The sequence below is a fragment of the Devosia sp. Leaf64 genome (assembly GCF_001421945.1).
In the GTDB taxonomy this organism is placed as follows: domain Bacteria; phylum Pseudomonadota; class Alphaproteobacteria; order Rhizobiales; family Devosiaceae; genus Devosia.
The window spans coordinates 380,604-396,868 of sequence record NZ_LMLO01000002.1; the positions used below are offsets into that span (position 1 = coordinate 380,604).

Below are 16,265 nucleotides of genomic sequence, written 5' to 3' on the forward strand. Positions count from 1 at the left end.
CGTGCCCTGTGTAGCCCGCGCGGGTCGCTATTGTCACCCGACATGTATGGCAGATATAAGCACTAACATGTTACGGTGATGAAAGGCCGGAAGATGCAAGCGCTGACTATCCTGCGTCCCAATGAGGCCACTCTCACCGACAAGCCAAACCCGCAGCCGGGGGAGGGAGAAGTCGCCATCGACATCGCTTTTGTCGGCTATTGCGGCTCGGACCTGACCTCCTATCGGGGACTTAATCCGCTCGTCAGCTACCCTCGCGTACCCGGCCACGAAATCTCCGGCACCATTGCCGCACTGGGCGCCGGGGTCGAGGCCATGACCATCGGCACGCCCGTAACCGTGCTCCCCTATTTCAATTGCGGCACATGCAGGGCCTGTCGTTCCGGCCGACCCAATGCTTGTCCTAACAACCAGACCATGGGCGTGCAGCGCGAAGGCGCCATGACCTCGCGCATCGTCGTCCCCGCCGAAAAGGTTATTCCTGTCGCCGGCATTTCCCAGCGCGATCTGGCGCTCGTCGAACCCTGCGCCGTCGGCTTCCACGCGGTGCGCCGGGCCGAGCTTACTTCGGGCGAAACCGTCGTCGTCCTCGGCTGCGGCATGATCGGCCTCGGCGTCATCCTTGGCGCGCTGCGCCAAGGCGCGAAGGTGATCGCTGTCGATTTGAGCGACGCGAAATTGGACGTCGCCAAAAAGCTTGGCGCCCACGAAGTCATCAATGCATCGGGTGACGTGAAAGCCCGCGTCGCGGAACTGACGGGGGAGGGGCCCGATGTCGTCGTCGAAGCCGTCGGCGCCGAAGCAACCTTCCTGCAGGCCGTCGATCTCGTCGCGACGGCCGGCCGCGTCGTCTATATCGGCTACGCCAAGGCGCCTATCGCCTATGACACGAAGTATTTCATCACCAAGGAACTCGACATCCGCGGCTCCCGCAATGCGCTGCGGTCCGATTTCGATGATGTCATCGACGAATTGCGCAAGCGGCCCGAGGCAGGGGATCTCATTGTTACGCGAACTGCCACATTGGCCGAAGCGCCGGAAGCGCTGGCGACCTGGCATGAGCGGCCGGGGGATTTTACCAAGATTTTGGTACGGTTTTAACGCTGCACTTATCATCTGCTCGAATGTCACCCGGGCTTCAGGCCGGGGCCCATCCTGAGATCTCAAGATGGATCCCGGCCTACGCCGGGATGACAGCAAGCGGGTTGGATGGCAGCCTAGGACGAATAACTCAATCCCAAGCCTTCAACATCGCCGCCGTCACGAAATCCAGATGCGCCGCCATGGCGTCCCGCGCCGCTTCCGCATTGCCTGCAACGATCGCCCCGACGATCTTGCCGTGATCGTCCATGATGTGCTCACGCACTTCCGGCATTGCCGCGAGGTGTTCGTGAAAGCGGGTATCGACTTCCTCGGAGCGCGAGCTCCATAAAATGTCGAGCACTTCGCGCAGCATCGAATTGCCCGAGGCCTCGGCGATCGTCATGTGCAGCATGCGATCGCTCTCGGAGGACCAGCCGCCCTTGGCCGCTTCGGCCTGCATGGAGCGCATGGTTTCTCCCAGACGCAACGTGCCTTCCGGCGAAATCGTCTGGCTCGCCAAGGCTGCTGCCTCCGGCTCGAGCAGCCGCCTCACCTGCATGATCTCGATGGGCGAATGCCCTTCATCGGGGAGGGGCACGCCGCCGCGTGATTGATCGCGCACGAAGGCGCCGACACCAACCCGCACCTCGACAAAGCCGGCAACCTCGAGTGCGATCAGCGCCTCGCGCACTGTCGGTCGCGACACTCCGAGGCTGAGCGCCAGATCCCGCTCCGACGGCAATTGCTGCCCGCCATCGACCGCGCCGGCCAGGATCTGCTCGCGGATCTGGTCGGCGATCTGGATATAGAGTTTCCGGTTCGAAACGGCCTGAAGTTTCATAGTCCCCCCGGCGTCCGCTTTGCGCGGCTCATCCGCGGAAACCATTACCGCTGGCGCCAACATATGTCCACTGGTCTGACCACTTGACAGCCTGATCAATTTCGCCTTGATTGTCGCCATTGCCGGGCGGTTCGGGAGGAAACGCAACTGCTCAAGGCAATGGGAGGACGTCACATGGCTGCGCCAATCGCGCCGGCATCCTTTTCGGGTGCTGCGGTGCCGCTGGTCGAAATGACCGACATCGACAAGTCGTTTCCCGGCGTCCGTGCGCTGGCCAAGGCGCGTTTCGAACTGCTGCCTGGCGAAGTTCACGCCCTGATGGGAGAAAACGGCGCTGGCAAATCGACGCTGATGAAAATCCTGTCCGGCGTCTACACCCGTGACGCCGGCATTGTGCTGCTCAACGGCCAGCCCGTCGACATTACGTCGCCGCGCCAGGCGCAGGATCTGGGCGTCGGCATCATCCATCAGGAACTGGCGCTGATGCGCGACCTGACGGCGGCGCAAAACATCTTCATCGGCCGCGAACCGCGCCGCTTCGGCATTCTGGACGAGCGCCAGCTCAATCGTGACGCGGCCGCCATCTTCGCCTCGATGAACCTCAAACTCGAGCCGACCGTGCGCGTCGAAACGCTCACCATTGCCAAGCAGCAGATGGTCGAGATTGCCAAGGCGCTGTCCTATCGTTCGCGCGTCCTCATTATGGATGAGCCCACCGCAGCGCTCAACGATGCCGAGATCGCCGAACTCTTTGCTATCATCAATCGCCTCAAGGCCGAGGGTGTGGGCATTGTTTACATCTCGCACAAGATGGACGAGATCAAACGCATCTCCGATCGCGTCACCATCATGCGCGATGGCGAATACGTCGGCACGGTCCCCGGCGCCGATACACCGATCGAAACCATCATTTCGATGATGGTGGGCCGCACGCTGAGCAGCGACACCCTCGTCATTCCCAACACGGCCGATGCGCCCATCGCGCTCGAGGTGAAAAACCTCAATCGCGGCCGCGAAATCCGCGATGTCAGCTTTTCCGTCCGCAAGGGCGAAATACTCGGCTTTGCCGGGCTCATGGGCGCCGGGCGCACCGAAGTCGCCCGCGCCATTTTCGGAGCCGATCGGCGCGAAAGCGGCGATATCTGGGTTCATGGCAAACGCGTCGGCATCTCGTCACCCAAGGACGCGGTGGAAGCCGGCATCGGGTATCTCTCGGAAGACCGCAAGCATTTCGGCCTCGCGACCGGGCTTGATGTGCGGAACAATATCGCGCTCGCCAGCCTCCAGCGCTTCACCGGCCCCGCCGGCGTGCTCGATGAAGCCGGCATGCAGAAGGAAGCGGTGGGCTATATCCGCCAGCTCGCCATCAAGACTCCGAGCGATACCCAGGAAGCCCGGCTCCTCTCTGGCGGCAACCAGCAAAAGGTCGTCATCGCCAAGTGGCTGCTGCGCGATTGCGATATCCTGATCTTCGACGAACCGACGCGCGGCATCGATGTCGGCGCCAAGTCCGAGATTTACAAACTCCTCAACGCGCTTGCAGCCGAGGGTAAGGCGATCATCGTGATCTCCTCCGAGCTGCCTGAAGTCCTGCGCCTCTCCCATCGTATCGCCGTTATGTGCGAAGGCCGCCTCACCGGCATTTTGCCGGGTGGGGCGAGCCAGGAAGAAATCATGCGACTGGCCACCTTGCGCCAAAGCAGCGTCATTGAGGGCGCACCACAAAGGAAGACGGCATGACCGACACCGCAGCTCCCGCCGTCAAGACCGGCCCGCGCATTTCCGGTGCGTTCCATCGGCTCCTGGCTTTTTCCGGTCTCATCGCGCTGGTCGTCGCCTTTTCGCTCGCATCGCCCAATTTCATGCAGACCCAGAATATCCTCGCCATCCTGCAGGCGACCTCGGTCAATGGCGTGCTGGCCATAGCGGCAACCCTGGTCATCATCACGGGCGGCATCGATCTTTCCGTTGGCACGCTGATGACCTTCTGCGCCGTCATTGCCGGCGTCATTCTCACCTATTGGGGATTTCCTCTTCCGGTCGGCATCGTCGGGGCCATCCTGGCGGGCACAGCATGCGGCCTCGTTTCCGGGACGATCATCGCCAAGATGAAAGTGCCGCCTTTCATCGCGACGCTGGGCATGATGCTGATCCTCAAGGGACTGTCGCTTGTCATTTCGGGCACAAAACCCATTTATTTCAACGACACGCCTGGCTTTAACCAGATCGCCCTGGGTTCAGCCGTTGGCAGTGTCTTCCCGGCCGTGCCGCTGCCCAATGGCGTGTTGGTGCTCTTTGCCGTCGCCCTTGTCGCTGCCTTCGTGCTCTCAAAGACCGCCCTTGGCCGCTACACGTTTGCCCTCGGTTCGAACGAAGAGGCTGTGCGTCTGTCAGGCGTCAATATCGATCGCTGGAAGATCGCGGTCTATGCCGTCACCGGCGCCATCTGCGGCGTCGCTGGCCTCCTGATCGCCAGCCGCCTCAACTCGGCGCAGCCTGCGCTCGGCCAAGGCTATGAGCTCGATGCCATTGCCGCTGTCGTCATCGGCGGCACCTCGCTCTCGGGCGGTCGCGGCACCGTGGTCGGCACGCTGATCGGGGCGCTCATCATCTCCGTGCTGGCCAATGGCCTGCGCATCCTATCCGTACCCCAGGAATGGCAGACGGTCGTCACCGGCACCATCATCATCCTGGCGGTCTACGCCGATATTCTCCGCCGCCGCGCTCTCTGAGACGGCGTCGGGAATGACATAAGCTTCAAAAGCATGTGGGAGGAAAACCATGCTCAATCGCCGCACTCTACTGGGGGCTTTCAGTGCCCTGGCCATGTTAGCCGCTGCTCACGGCCCCGCCGTGGCGCAGGAGAACTACGATATCGCGCTGATCTCGAAGGGCTTCCAGCACCAGTTCTGGCAGGCCGTGAAGGCCGGCGCCGATAAGGCCGCTGCCGAATTCGGCGTCACCGTGACCTTCGAGGGTCCGGAAACCGAAACGCAGGTCGATCGTCAGATGGACATGCTGGCAGCCGCCCTGTCGCGCAAGCCCAGCGCCATTGGCTTTGCCGCGCTCGACAGCCAGGCCGCCAGCCCGCTGCTGCAGCAGGCCAAAGATGCCGGCATTCCCGTCATCGCATTCGACTCCGGCGTCGATAGCGACATCCCGCTGACCACCGTCACCACCGACAACGTCGCCGCAGCCGCACTTGCTGCCGACAAGATGGCCGAACTCATCGGCGGCGAAGGCAAGGTTGCCGTTGTTGCTCACGACCAGACGAGCCGCACCGGCATCGACCGTGTCGATGGCTTCGTCAACCGCATCAAGGAAGCCTATCCCAAGATCGAAGTGGTCTCGGTTCAGTACGGCGGTGGCGATCAGCTGCAGTCGACCGAAATCACCAAGTCGATCCTCCTCGCCAACCCGGACCTTAAGGGCATTTTCGGTGCCAATGAAGGTTCGGCGATCGGTGTCGTCAACGGCAAGACCGAGCTCAACAGCAATATCGTCGTCATCGGCTTCGACTCCGGCGCTGCCCAGAAGGGCTTTATCGAATCTGGCGCGATGGCCGGCGCCATCACCCAGAATCCGGTCGGCATCGGCTACGAAACCGTCAAGGCCGCCATCGGCGCGCTCAAGGGCGAAACCCTGCCCAAGATCATCGACTCGGGCTTCAACTGGTACGACAAGACCAACATGGCAGACCCGGCAATCGCCGCCGTGCTCTACGACTGATCTCCCTTCCCGGGCGGTGCTTTTGCGCCGCCCGGCTTCTCTATCGGGAATAAAATATGGCCGACCTCACTGGAAAGATCGTTCTCATCACTGCCGCCGCGCAGGGCATCGGCGAAGCTTCAGCTCGCGCTTTCGCCAAGGCCGGCGCCAAGGTGATCGCGACCGATATCAATGCCGAAAAGCTGAAAAGTCTCGACAGCATCGAGAACATCACGACGCGCGTGCTTGACGTTCTTTCCACTGAGGCCGTCGCCAAGGCCGTCAGCGAAATCGGCCATATCGACGTGCTCTTCAATTGCGCCGGCGTCGTCCACTCCGGCGCGCTGCTCGAGATGAGCGACGACGATCTCGATTTCGCACTTGATCTCAATGTCCGGGCGCAGATCCGCACCATCAAGGCGATCCTGCCGCAGATGCTCGAGCGGAAAGATGGCGCCATTATCAACATGGCGACGGTCGCCTCCTCGATCAAAGGCGTGCCCAACCGCGCCGCTTATACGATTTCCAAGGCCGCCGTCGTCGGCCTCACCAAGTCCATCGGGGCCGATTACACCACCAGCAATATCCGCGTGAACGCCATCTGCCCCGGCACGGTGGATTCCCCGAGCCTTCACGAGCGCTGGACGGCGACCGGCGATTTCGAAGGCGCCAGGAAAGCCTTCATCGCCCGCCAACCCATCGGCCGCATCGCCCGCCCGGAAGAGGTGGCGGATTTAGCGGTGTATCTCGCTGGCGCGACCTATACGACAGGGCAAGTGCACATCATCGATGGTGGCTGGACCGCCTGACCCCTCATCCGGCGCTGCGCGCCACCTTCTCCCACAAGGGGAGAAGGGAGAACCGAGACCTAGATAGCCACGATGCCCCCCTCTCCCCTTGTGGAGAGGGTGCCCGAAGGGCGGGTGAGGGGTATCCCGGAGCAACAGATGAAGATCACCACCCTCACCACCCACGACCTCCGCTTCCCCACCTCGGCCTCGCTCGACGGTTCCGACGCGATGAACCCGGACCCCGATTACTCGGCCGCCTATGTCGTCCTCGGCACCGATGGCGATCTCGAAGGCCATGGGCTCACCTTCACGATTGGCCGCGGCAATGAAGTCGTCTGCGCCGCTATCGCTGCGCTCACCGATCGCGTCAGCAATCTTGATCTTGACTGGATCGAGGAAAATCCCGGCCGCTTCTGGCGCCATATGACCGGTGACAGCCAGTTGCGCTGGATCGGCCCCGACAAGGGCGCGATGCATCTGGCGACCGGCGCTGTCGTCAACGCGGTCTGGGATCTCCTCGCCAAGCGCGTCGGCAAACCTGTCTGGCTCTACGTCGCCGAAATGAGCCCCGAACAGCTCGTTTCCATCATCGATTTCCGCTACCTCACCGACGCCATCACGCCCGAAGAAGCCCTCGCCATCTTCAAAGCGGCCGAGCCCGGCAAGGCCGAACGCATCGCCACGCTGCGCGCCGAGGGCTATGCCTGCTACACGACCTCGGCCGGCTGGCTCGGCTATTCCAACGAAAAGCTGACGCGTCTCGCGACCGAAGCCGTCGCCGAAGGCTTTACCCATATCAAGATGAAGGTCGGCCGCGATCTCGCTGACGATATCCGGCGCCTCGAAATCGTCCGCTCCATCATGGGGCCCGATCGCTATCTGATGATCGACGCCAACCAGGTCTGGGAAGTCGATCAGGCCATCACCTGGGTCAACGAACTCAAGCGGTTTAATCCGTATTTCATCGAAGAGCCGACGAGCCCCGACGACATCGAAGGCCACCGAAAAATCCGCGAGGCCATCGCCCCGGTTAAAGTCGCCACCGGCGAAATGTGCCAGAACCGCATCCTCTTCAAACAGTTCATCACCCGCGATGCCATCGACGTGGTGCAGATCGATGCCTGCCGCATCGGCGGCCTCAACGAAGTTCTTTCCGTTCTGCTGATGGCCGCAAAATACAAAAAGGCCGTCTGGCCCCATGCCGGTGGTGTGGGACTCTGCGAATATGTCCAGCATCTTTCGATGATCGACTATCTGGTCGTTTCCGGCACCAAGGATGGGCGCGTGATCGAATATGTCGATCACCTCCACGAGCATTTCCTCGATCCCTGCGTGATTCAGAATGCTGCGTATATGCCGCCAGAGCGGCCCGGCTTCTCGATTGAGATGAAACCGGCTTCGATAACTGAGAACAAATTTATTGCTGCTGGAAAGTCCCAGTAAACCATGCCCCTGTTCGGTCGGTTTCTGCCGCAAATATTAAGCTCTGAATAAGGGGAGCTTCATAGGATCGGTCCGTTATTGCCGGGGGGCGTCTACCGTGCACGTGCTGATCGTTGACGATAGCCGATCGAGCCTTGCCTTATTGGGTTCGATCGTTCGGGAAGTGGCAGGGGACAATATCGACCTCTGCCTCAATCCGCTTGAGGCGCTGGATCGGTGCGACCTCTATCAATACGATATTGTTCTCGTCGATCACATCATGCCGGAAATGGACGGCATTGCCTTCACCCAGGCCCTGCGCGCCTGCACGCGGTATCGCACAGTGCCCATCATCATGGTCACCTCCGATATCGATAAGGCCATTCGCATCGAAGCAATCGGCGCTGGCGCAAATGACTTTTTGACCAAGCCTTTTGACGCGACCGAGTTGAAAGCCCGCGTCGGCAATCTCCTTGCGCTTCGCATGGCGCAGGTCGAGCTGGCCGATCAAGCAAAACACCTTGCGCGCGAAGTCGAAAAGGCGACGGCTCATCTCCTGGCTCGCGAGGAAGAAATCATCTGGCGTCTCGCCCGCGCCATCGAATATCGCGATGGCGATACCGGTGAGCACGTCTCGCGGGTTGCGACCATCTGCCAGATCATCGGCGAGGGCCTTGGCCTCAATGCCGACCAATGCCGGATGATCTATCTCGCGGCGCCTTTGCACGATGTCGGCAAGATCGCCATTGCCGATGCCATCCTCTCAAAGCCCGGCAAACTGAGCCCCGAAGAACTCGCGCGCATGCGCGAACACGTCACGATTGGCGCGAATATTCTGGGCAATGGCGACTCTGAACTGATCCAGACTGCCGAACTCATCGCGCTCCGCCATCATGAAAAGTGGGATGGCAGCGGTTATCCCGATGGGCTGGCAGGCGAAGCTATTCCGCTCGAAGCCCGCATCGTTGCCTTGGCGGACGTTTTCGACGCGCTTTGCTCCGAGCGTCCCTATAAGCGGGCCTGGTCCCTCGACGAAGCCTATGCCGAAATCGTCCGCTGCTCAGGCACGCATTTCGACCCTTGCTGCGTCGTCGCGTTTCAGAACCGTTGGTGCGAAATTCGCGAGCTCATGACGCAGCCAGAGCCAATGGCCATTAGCGCCTAGGCGACTTCCCGCACGCTTTTCACTTTGGCGCGTCCGCGCGGAATGCAGATGGGCCGCCCATGCACCGGGTCGGTCATGATTGCTGCGTCCACCTCGAAGACCTCGGCCAGAAGTTCCGGCATCATCAGCTCTTCCGGCTTGCCGAGTGCCCGCACCCGTCCTTCATGCACGAACACCAATTGGTCGGCATAGCGCGCGGCAAGGTTGAGATCATGGAGGACGAGCACGATAGTCCGGCCGTCTTCGCGATTGAGTTTGGCGACGAGGTCGAGGCAATCGAGCTGATGGGCCATGTCGAGATGGTTGACCGGCTCGTCGAGGCAGATGACGTCGGTTTCTTGTGCAAGCACCATGGCGATCCAGGTGCGCTGCAATTGCCCACCGGATAGCGACCCAATCCGACGATGCCGAAGATTGTCGACGCCCGTGCCCTCCATTGCGCGATTGACGGCAGCGCCATCTTTCTCGCTCCAGGGCTGCAACATGGCTTGGTGCGGATAGCGGCCGAGACGCACCAGTTCTTCGACGCTCATATCCGGCGGCGCCGAAGGGCTTTGCGCCAGAAGCCCGATTTGCCGGGCAAGATCCTTGGCCCCGAGCGAACCGATATCGACGCCATCGAGCAGAATTTGCCCGCGTTGGCCCAGATGCAGCCGGCGAATGGCCCGCAACAGCGTCGATTTTCCGCAGCCGTTCGGACCAGCCAAAACGGTTACCTTGCCCGCCGGAATGGGTAGGCTTAGCGCGTCGAGCACGGTGTCGTGCCCATACATCAGGGTCAGGTCGCGCACCTCGATGCGGCTTGGGGCGAGCTCAGCCATTGGTCTTGTCCTTGCGCATCAGAAGAAAGAGGAAATAGGGCGCGCCGACAATGGCGGTCACGGTTCCAGCCGGCACTTCGGTGGGCGCAAAGGCGACGCGCACCAAGAGATCGGCGCCAACCAGCATCATCGCCCCCAGCATCATCGACGTGACGATGCCCGCAAAGCGCGCCCGCCCGACCAGCAACCGCGCCAGATGCGGCGCTATCAGCCCGATAAAGCCGACCCCGCCGACAAAGGCGACGGCAATCGCGGTGAGCAGGGCTGCGACCGCAAACACCGCCACGCGATAGACCGGCAGATTGAGCCCGATACTGCGCGAAGACACATCGTCGAGATCGGCCGGCGGCAGTTCTCGCGCCAAGAGACCGGCAATGGCAACGACGGGCAGCAGCGCCCAGGCCATGATTTGGATTTCGCCCCAGCCGATGGCGTTGACCGATCCTGCCAGCCAACGCGCCGCCTGCGCCGCCTGATAGATCGGCCCGATCAGCATGAAGATCGTCGTCAGTGCTTTTGCAACGGCTGCAACGGCAATGCCGAAGAGAATGAGGCGAATGGCCGAAGACGCCTGCCGTCCGGAGAGAATGAAAACGAGCGTGATTGCGGCCAGCGCGCCGATTGCCGCCGCGAGCGGCTGCCAGGCAACAGGTACCGTCAGTGCGTTTGATTCATTCGAATAAAGGGCCAGAAACAGCACGACACCGAGCGCTGCGCCATCGACCACGCCCAAGACGCCGGGCGATGCCAATTCATTGCGGGTAATGCGCTGGAGGAGATAGCCAGAAAAGGCAATCGCGGCCCCGGCAATGGCGGCCGCCATGACGCGCGGCATGCGCAATTGCAGCACGACGAGCCGCTCGGACCTTTCGCCGCCGCCGAAGATGACATGCACAACTTTATCGAGCGAAATCCAGGTGGAGCCAAATCCGATGCCAGCCAAGCCGAGCAGCACGAAAAGCGCGAAAACGATGAGCACGATTGCGCCAATCCCGAGGCCACGTTGCGCGCTGGTTCTATCCATCACCAGGCTCATGCCGCCCTCCGCGCCAGAAGGACGAGCAGGACCACAGCGCCAACTACCGCCGTGATCGCACCGACCGGCGCCTCAACTGGAAAAATCACAAAGCGCGCTGCGACATCGGCGAGCGTCGTATAGACCGCCCCGAACAGGGCCGCCGCGGGAAGCTGGTGGATATGCCGAAGCCCCACAAGCCGCCGCGCCGCATGCGGCACGACGAGGCCGACAAAGGCCACCGGTCCAGCCATCGATACAGCCGCACCCGTCAGTAGCGCCACGGCCAGAAAGGCTAATCCACGCACAGCCGCCAGCGGTACGCCCAGTCCCGCGGCCGTCGAGTCATCCGCTTGGAGCGCATCGAGCGCCCGCGACAGACCAATCCCCAAAACGGCGCCAACCAGCACCACCGGCAGGCCATTATAAAAGAGACTGATCGGCCGATCGACAAAGGCCCCTGAAAGCCAGAACAGCAATTGCTGGAGCTGAGCCTCATTGCTTGTCAGGATCACTTCGACCAGCGCATGCGAAAGGCTCGCAAAGGTCACGCCCACCAGCACGATCTTGAGCGGCGACAAGCCGCCCGCGCTTGCCGCGACGCCAAAGACGACGATGCTGGTGATAAAGGCCCCAAACGCCGCGGCCAGCGACAGTCCAGCGAGCGACTGCACCCCGAAGACGACGCTGCCCACGACGACCGCCAGCGACGCACCGCCGTTCAACCCAAGTGTATCAGGCGACGCGATGCGATTGCGCGACAGCGTCTGCACCATGACCCCCGCCATGCCGAGCGCTGCCCCGGTCAATGGCGCGATCAACGCGCGCGGCAGCCGCAATCCGGCGATGACGACGGCGGTCTCGGACGCATCATGGGCAAAGAGCGCGCCAAAAACCTGGTCGAGCGAATAGATCTTGTAGCCCAATGTTAGGCTCATCAGCATGGAGAGGGCCAAAAGCCCGATCAGACCCGCATAGACGGTCGCTTTCCAGCCCCCCAGTCGGGACCGCCTGTTCGGAAGCGCCATTGTGGAAGCCAAGCCTGCCTCGTAATGCTGATATTGACAGTCATATTGAATTCTGACTGTTTGCACCCATCCAATTTCTGATGCTTGATGTCAAGAATAGAAGGGCAGCCATGAAGTCTCTCTCCGCCATTCTCGCGCCACTGGCCCTGGTGGCTCTTTTCGGTGGCCCGATCGCCGCGCGCGAAATCACCCACGCGATGGGCGTTACCGATGTGCCGGATAATCCGCAGCGTATCGTGGTCCTGACCAATGAAGGCACCGAAGCCCTGCTCGCCGTCGGCATCAAGCCGGTTGGCGCTGTCAAATCCTGGCTCGGCGATCCGTGGTATGATCACATCGCGGCTGATATGACCGATGTCGTGGTTCTCGGCGAAGAGTCCGCCGTCAATCTCGAAGTGCTGGTCTCGCTCGAGCCCGATCTGATCCTCGGCACCAAGCTGCGCCACGAGGCCATCTACGATCAGCTCTCGGCCATTGCCCCGACCGTGATTTCCGAACGTCTCCGCGGCGATTGGAAGGTCAACATGGCGCTCTACACCGACGCTGCCGGCAAGGGCGAAGAAGGCAAGGCCGCGCTTGCCAAGTTCGATGCGCGGGTCGCTGCGCTGCACGATGAACTGGGCGCGTCACTCGACGAAAAGATTTCCATCGCCCGCTTCATGTCCGGCCAGACCCGCATCATGTTCAAGGACAGCTTTTCGGGCCTGATCCTTTCCGAACTCGGCTTCCAGCGTCCCGCAAGCCAGGACAAGGACGAGTTTGCCGAAGAGATCACCAAGGAGCGCATTCCCGAGTTCGAAGGCGATCGCTTGATCACCTTCACCTATGAAACCGGCAATGGCGAAGGCGCGACCCAGGCGACCGATTGGACAGCCGACCCGCTCTGGCAGAACCTCGCCGTCGTCAAGGCCGGCAAGGTGCACGAAGTTTCGGACGCAGTCTGGAATACGGCCGGCGGCATTATTGCTGCCAATCTGCTGCTCGACGATATCGAAAAGATCTACGGCGTCACCAGCACCCGCTGAGCCAAGTTACAAAAAGAAACGGCCCCCAGACGGGGGCCGAGATCTGACTCTAAACAAGACGGTTTCAAGACCCTTAGCGCAGGCCCGCCTCTTCCAAGAGGCCCTGACGCTTGGCGTCATAGTAATAGCCGCTGGCATAAAGCTGCATGGCGCGGGATTCATTGCCGCCAGCCGTCACATAGGCACCGGCCAGATACCGCACTGCAAAGCGCAGATTGGTCTCGGCATCGAGAAGGCCGGCAGCTTCGCCACCAAATCCCATGCCGCGCGCCGTCGCGTGGCTGATCTGCATCAGGCCATAATAGGGGCCATTGCGGGCGCCGGCATTAAAACCGCTTTCCTTGGCGATGACACGACGGACGAGGGATTCCGGCACTTTATAGGCGCTCGCGTAATGGGCGATCATGCCGTCCATCGGACCACGCTCGCTTTCGGCAAAGCCAAGCAGCATGTTCGGCGCGGCGCGCGGAACGGCTGCAGCCTTGGGCATGTAGCCAGCCGGCGTATCGCCGGGCGAAGCGGGCGCCAGGGACGCGATGGCGGCAGTGGCAGATTTGTTGCCAGGCAGTGGCTTGATACCGGCCATGGAGCAGGCCGAAACAAGCACGGCTAGCGTAATCGTTCCTGCCAGGGGCAAGACGCGTGCCGTCATTGATCTGTCCTTTATTGTCTCTGTCATGCGGCTCCTAAGGCGTAATCGCGGCGTCTTGATGGCGAATAGATGATTCAGCGTCAAGCGAAGGTAAACGTGATCGAAGTCTCTGCTATCTGACCGATCACGGTTTACATCTGAGGTTTGGCACCTACATTACCCGCTATCGCCGTCGTGCGCATCCGGTGCGTTCTTTGTCTTGAAGACGCGCTGCCAAAGCTTCGCGAGCTGCCCTTCGGCTATTCTCGCGAAGGCGTGCGGCAGACTCAAACGGGCCAAGAAAGCCCCAATCTCCCGAAAGGTTTGAGCCATGACCAAGGCCAAGACCGGCGACATCGTCTCCATCAATTATTCCGGCCGTCTCACCGACGGCACCCCGTTCGACTCCTCCGAGGGCCGCGCGCCGCTCGAGTTCAAGCTGGGGCAGGGCCAGGTCATCAAGGGCCTCGAAGCCCATGTCGCTGGCATGGAAGTAGGTGAGAAGAGCACTGTCACTATTCGGTGCGACGAGGCCTATGGCCAGCGTCGTGAAGAAGCGGTGCAGCAACTCGACCGCAGCAAGATTCCGTCCGGCATGGAATTGGCGGTCGGTAGCCAGCTTCAGGCGCGCACCTCCGATGGTGGCCTTTTGCCCATCGTCGTCGTTGGCCTCGACGAGCAGAGCGTCACGGTTGACGCCAATCATCCCCTTGCCGGCCAGGACCTCGTCTTCGACGTCGAGGTCGTCGACGTCAAAGCGGCCTGATCGCAAACATTCGGCCCTGTCTCCCCGCCCGGAGGCAGGGCCGCTTTATAGAGAGCGTCAATAAAGCCCCTTGACCGAACGCCTCGCGCTTTCTCTCTTGGCGCCATATTCGGCTTCGGGAGACCAAGATGACCGCGATCGGCCTACTCATCGACAACCAGAGCGCTGATGCCAGCAATGGCGCGCGCTTTGACCGCCGCAATCCGATGACCGGCGAGGTCGTCACCAGTGCCGCCGCCGCCACGGTCGAAGACGCCATCCGCGCCGCTGATGCGGCAAAAGCGGCCTTCCCCGAATGGAGCCGCAGCGCCCCCGCCTATCGCCGCAAGATTCTCCTTGCCGCTGCCGATCGCCTCTCTGCCCGCGCCCCCGATTTCATCGCCGCCATGGCCGAAGAAACCGGCGCGACTGCTGGCTGGGCCGGTTTCAATGTCATGCTCGCTTCCGAAATTCTGCGCGAAGCCGCTGGCCTGACGACGCAAATCACCGGCGAGATAATCCCGGCCAATCGCCCGGGCTCGACCGCCTACGGTGTTCGACAGGCTGCTGGCGTCGTTCTCTCCATGGCGCCGTGGAATGCACCGGTCATTCTCGGCATCCGCGCGCTGGCGACGCCGCTCGCCTGCGGCAACACCGTGGTCTTCAAATCGAGCGAGATTTCGCCGCGCACCCATCGCCTCCTTGCCGAAGTGCTGATCGAAGCGGGGCTCCCCAAGGGCGTCCTCAACGTCATCTCGCATGCTGCTGATAATGCCCCCTCTATAGTGGAGGCGCTTATTGCTCATCCCGCCATCCGCCGCATCAATTTCACCGGCTCGACCAATGTCGGCCGCAAAATCGCGGAGCTCGCAGCGCGCAATCTCAAACCCGCGCTGCTCGAACTCGGTGGCAAGGCGCCCATGATCGTGCTCGATGATGCCGATCTCGACGAAGCCGTCGCTGCTGCCGCATTTGGCGCCTATATGAATCAGGGCCAGATATGCATGTCGACCGAACGCATCGTCGTCGATGCCAAGGTCGCCGATGATTTCATTGCCAAGCTCGGCGCCAAGGCTAAAAGCCTCAAGGCCGGAGATCCGCGCGAAAACAATACCCCGCTTGGCTGCCTCGTTGATCCGCAAGCCGCGACGCGCAATGGCGCACTGATCGCGGATGCTCTGTCTAAAGGCGCGACCCTTGTTGCGGGTGGCGGGATAGAAGGCGCCATCATGGAAGCGACCGTCCTTGATGGTGTCACGAGCGACATGCGCATCTATCACGAGGAATCCTTCGGCCCCGTCGTCGCCGTCACACGGGTAGCGGACATTGAAGAGGCGGTGCAGGTCGCCAACGATACCGAATACGGTTTGGCTTCATCCGTCTTTGGTCGGGATGTCTCCCGCGCCATGGCGATCGCGTCAAAAATCGAGTCCGGCATCTGCCACATCAATGGACCAACCGTGCATGACGAGGCCCAAATGCCGTTCGGCGGCGTAAAGGCCTCGGGTTATGGCCGCTTTGGTGGCAAGGCCGGCATCGCCGAGTTCACCGATTTGCGCTGGATGACGGTGCAAAGCGCCGAACACATCCATTATCCGTTCTAGTTTCACCGGAACCAAATAGGGCTTTGAAACATTCACCGCTCGGTGAACGGAAATCTGAAATCGGCGCTTAGCCCTTGTTTTCTAGGGCTTTCATCCGACATTTCCACAGCACACCCCCTCCCAAGGCGACAGAAATGTCATCGAGTTTGGAAAAGGGGGTTTACAGCCCTGAACGACCTCCCTATAACCCGCCTCACCGCTGCAGAGCGAGCCGCCAAACGGCGAAACGAACTGCAGCAAGCCACTGAAAAGAAAGAGCAATCTGACTTAACGGTGGTTTCGAAATTCTCCTCGGTGAGTTCAAACGAACCGAAAAGAAAATCGAAAAAAGCGATTGACAGTGAAAAAGAACTTCACTAGAAACCGCGACGCTGACGACGCGAATG

General features: G+C 61.3%; 15 protein-coding genes and 1 pseudogene. 10 read left to right on the plus strand and 6 right to left on the minus strand.

All coding sequences use genetic code 11. The features are described from left to right. The first annotated feature begins 93 nt into the window (after positions 1-93). Positions 94-1,101, plus strand: a complete 1,008-nt coding sequence (locus ASE94_RS01830) for a zinc-binding alcohol dehydrogenase family protein (protein ID WP_062628981.1) — start codon at positions 94-96, stop codon at positions 1,099-1,101. A gap of 130 nt (positions 1,102-1,231) precedes the next feature. Here the strand turns inward: ASE94_RS01830 and ASE94_RS01835 are convergent, their stop codons facing one another. Further along, positions 1,232-1,924: a FadR/GntR family transcriptional regulator gene (locus tag ASE94_RS01835; protein ID WP_162236025.1), complete on the minus strand. Its 693-nt coding sequence runs from the start codon at positions 1,922-1,924 to the stop codon at positions 1,232-1,234. A 174-nt stretch (positions 1,925-2,098) separates the two neighbouring features. Here ASE94_RS01835 and ASE94_RS01840 point away from each other — a divergent pair, with 174 nt between their 5' ends. The 6 genes from ASE94_RS01840 to ASE94_RS01865 all read left to right on the plus strand — a co-directional run bounded on the left by ASE94_RS01840 (position 2,099) and on the right by ASE94_RS01865 (position 9,010). Continuing rightward, positions 2,099-3,664, plus strand: coding sequence for a sugar ABC transporter ATP-binding protein (locus tag ASE94_RS01840; RefSeq protein ID WP_210166223.1), 1,566 nt, complete (start codon positions 2,099-2,101; stop codon positions 3,662-3,664). Then, the gene (locus tag ASE94_RS01845) at positions 3,661-4,656 is read left to right on the plus strand and encodes an ABC transporter permease (protein WP_062628948.1); all 996 of its coding nucleotides are present in this window, start codon (positions 3,661-3,663) and stop codon (positions 4,654-4,656) included. The genes ASE94_RS01840 and ASE94_RS01845 overlap by 4 nt, the downstream gene beginning before the upstream one ends. 49 nt (positions 4,657-4,705) lie before the next feature. After that, the gene (locus ASE94_RS01850) at positions 4,706-5,653 is read left to right on the plus strand and encodes an ABC transporter substrate-binding protein (protein ID WP_062628949.1); all 948 of its coding nucleotides are present in this window, start codon (positions 4,706-4,708) and stop codon (positions 5,651-5,653) included. A gap of 56 nt (positions 5,654-5,709) precedes the next feature. Beyond that, positions 5,710-6,441 carry an SDR family oxidoreductase gene (locus tag ASE94_RS01855; protein WP_062628950.1) on the plus strand — a complete coding sequence of 244 codons (732 nt, stop codon included), beginning with the start codon at positions 5,710-5,712 and terminating at the stop codon, positions 6,439-6,441. Between the two features lie 138 nt (positions 6,442-6,579). Further along, positions 6,580-7,866, plus strand: coding sequence for an L-fuconate dehydratase (locus tag ASE94_RS01860; RefSeq protein WP_062628951.1), 1,287 nt, complete (start codon positions 6,580-6,582; stop codon positions 7,864-7,866). A gap of 97 nt (positions 7,867-7,963) precedes the next feature. Continuing rightward, on the plus strand, positions 7,964-9,010 hold the full coding sequence (locus ASE94_RS01865) for an HD domain-containing phosphohydrolase (RefSeq protein ID WP_061911778.1): 1,047 nt from the start codon (positions 7,964-7,966) through the stop codon (positions 9,008-9,010). Here ASE94_RS01865 and ASE94_RS01870 read toward each other — a convergent pair. The 3 genes from ASE94_RS01870 to ASE94_RS01880 are packed head-to-tail and all read right to left on the minus strand — an operon-like array spanning position 9,007 to position 11,886. Continuing rightward, positions 9,007-9,831 carry an ABC transporter ATP-binding protein gene (locus ASE94_RS01870; protein ID WP_062628952.1) on the minus strand — a complete coding sequence of 275 codons (825 nt, stop codon included), beginning with the start codon at positions 9,829-9,831 and terminating at the stop codon, positions 9,007-9,009. The genes ASE94_RS01865 and ASE94_RS01870 overlap by 4 nt on opposite strands. Continuing rightward, on the minus strand, positions 9,824-10,867 hold the full coding sequence (locus ASE94_RS01875; RefSeq protein WP_062628953.1) for an iron ABC transporter permease: 1,044 nt from the start codon (positions 10,865-10,867) through the stop codon (positions 9,824-9,826). The genes ASE94_RS01870 and ASE94_RS01875 overlap by 8 nt, the downstream gene beginning before the upstream one ends. Next, positions 10,864-11,886: an iron ABC transporter permease gene (locus tag ASE94_RS01880; protein WP_244483890.1), complete on the minus strand. Its 1,023-nt coding sequence runs from the start codon at positions 11,884-11,886 to the stop codon at positions 10,864-10,866. The genes ASE94_RS01875 and ASE94_RS01880 overlap by 4 nt, the downstream gene beginning before the upstream one ends. Positions 11,887-11,984: 98 nt before the next feature. Here ASE94_RS01880 and ASE94_RS01885 point away from each other — a divergent pair, with 98 nt between their 5' ends. Beyond that, entirely contained in the window at positions 11,985-12,899 is a 915-nt protein-coding gene (locus ASE94_RS01885; protein WP_062628955.1) for an iron-siderophore ABC transporter substrate-binding protein, read from the plus strand. A 73-nt stretch (positions 12,900-12,972) separates the two neighbouring features. Here ASE94_RS01885 and ASE94_RS21400 read toward each other — a convergent pair. Continuing rightward, positions 12,973-13,314, minus strand: a pseudogene (locus ASE94_RS21400) (lytic transglycosylase domain-containing protein); the annotation flags it as partial. 547 nt (positions 13,315-13,861) lie between these two features. Here ASE94_RS21400 and ASE94_RS01895 point away from each other — a divergent pair. Beyond that, a complete protein-coding gene (locus ASE94_RS01895; protein ID WP_062628956.1) occupies positions 13,862-14,296 on the plus strand; it encodes a peptidylprolyl isomerase in 435 nt (144 codons plus the stop codon). Between the two features lie 128 nt (positions 14,297-14,424). Then, a complete protein-coding gene (locus ASE94_RS01900) occupies positions 14,425-15,879 on the plus strand; it encodes an aldehyde dehydrogenase (protein WP_062628957.1) in 1,455 nt (484 codons plus the stop codon). 193 nt (positions 15,880-16,072) lie between these two features. Here the strand turns inward: ASE94_RS01900 and ASE94_RS21300 are convergent. After that, on the minus strand, positions 16,073-16,265 hold a 193-nt coding region (locus ASE94_RS21300), incomplete at its 5' end, for a hypothetical protein (RefSeq protein ID WP_210166224.1).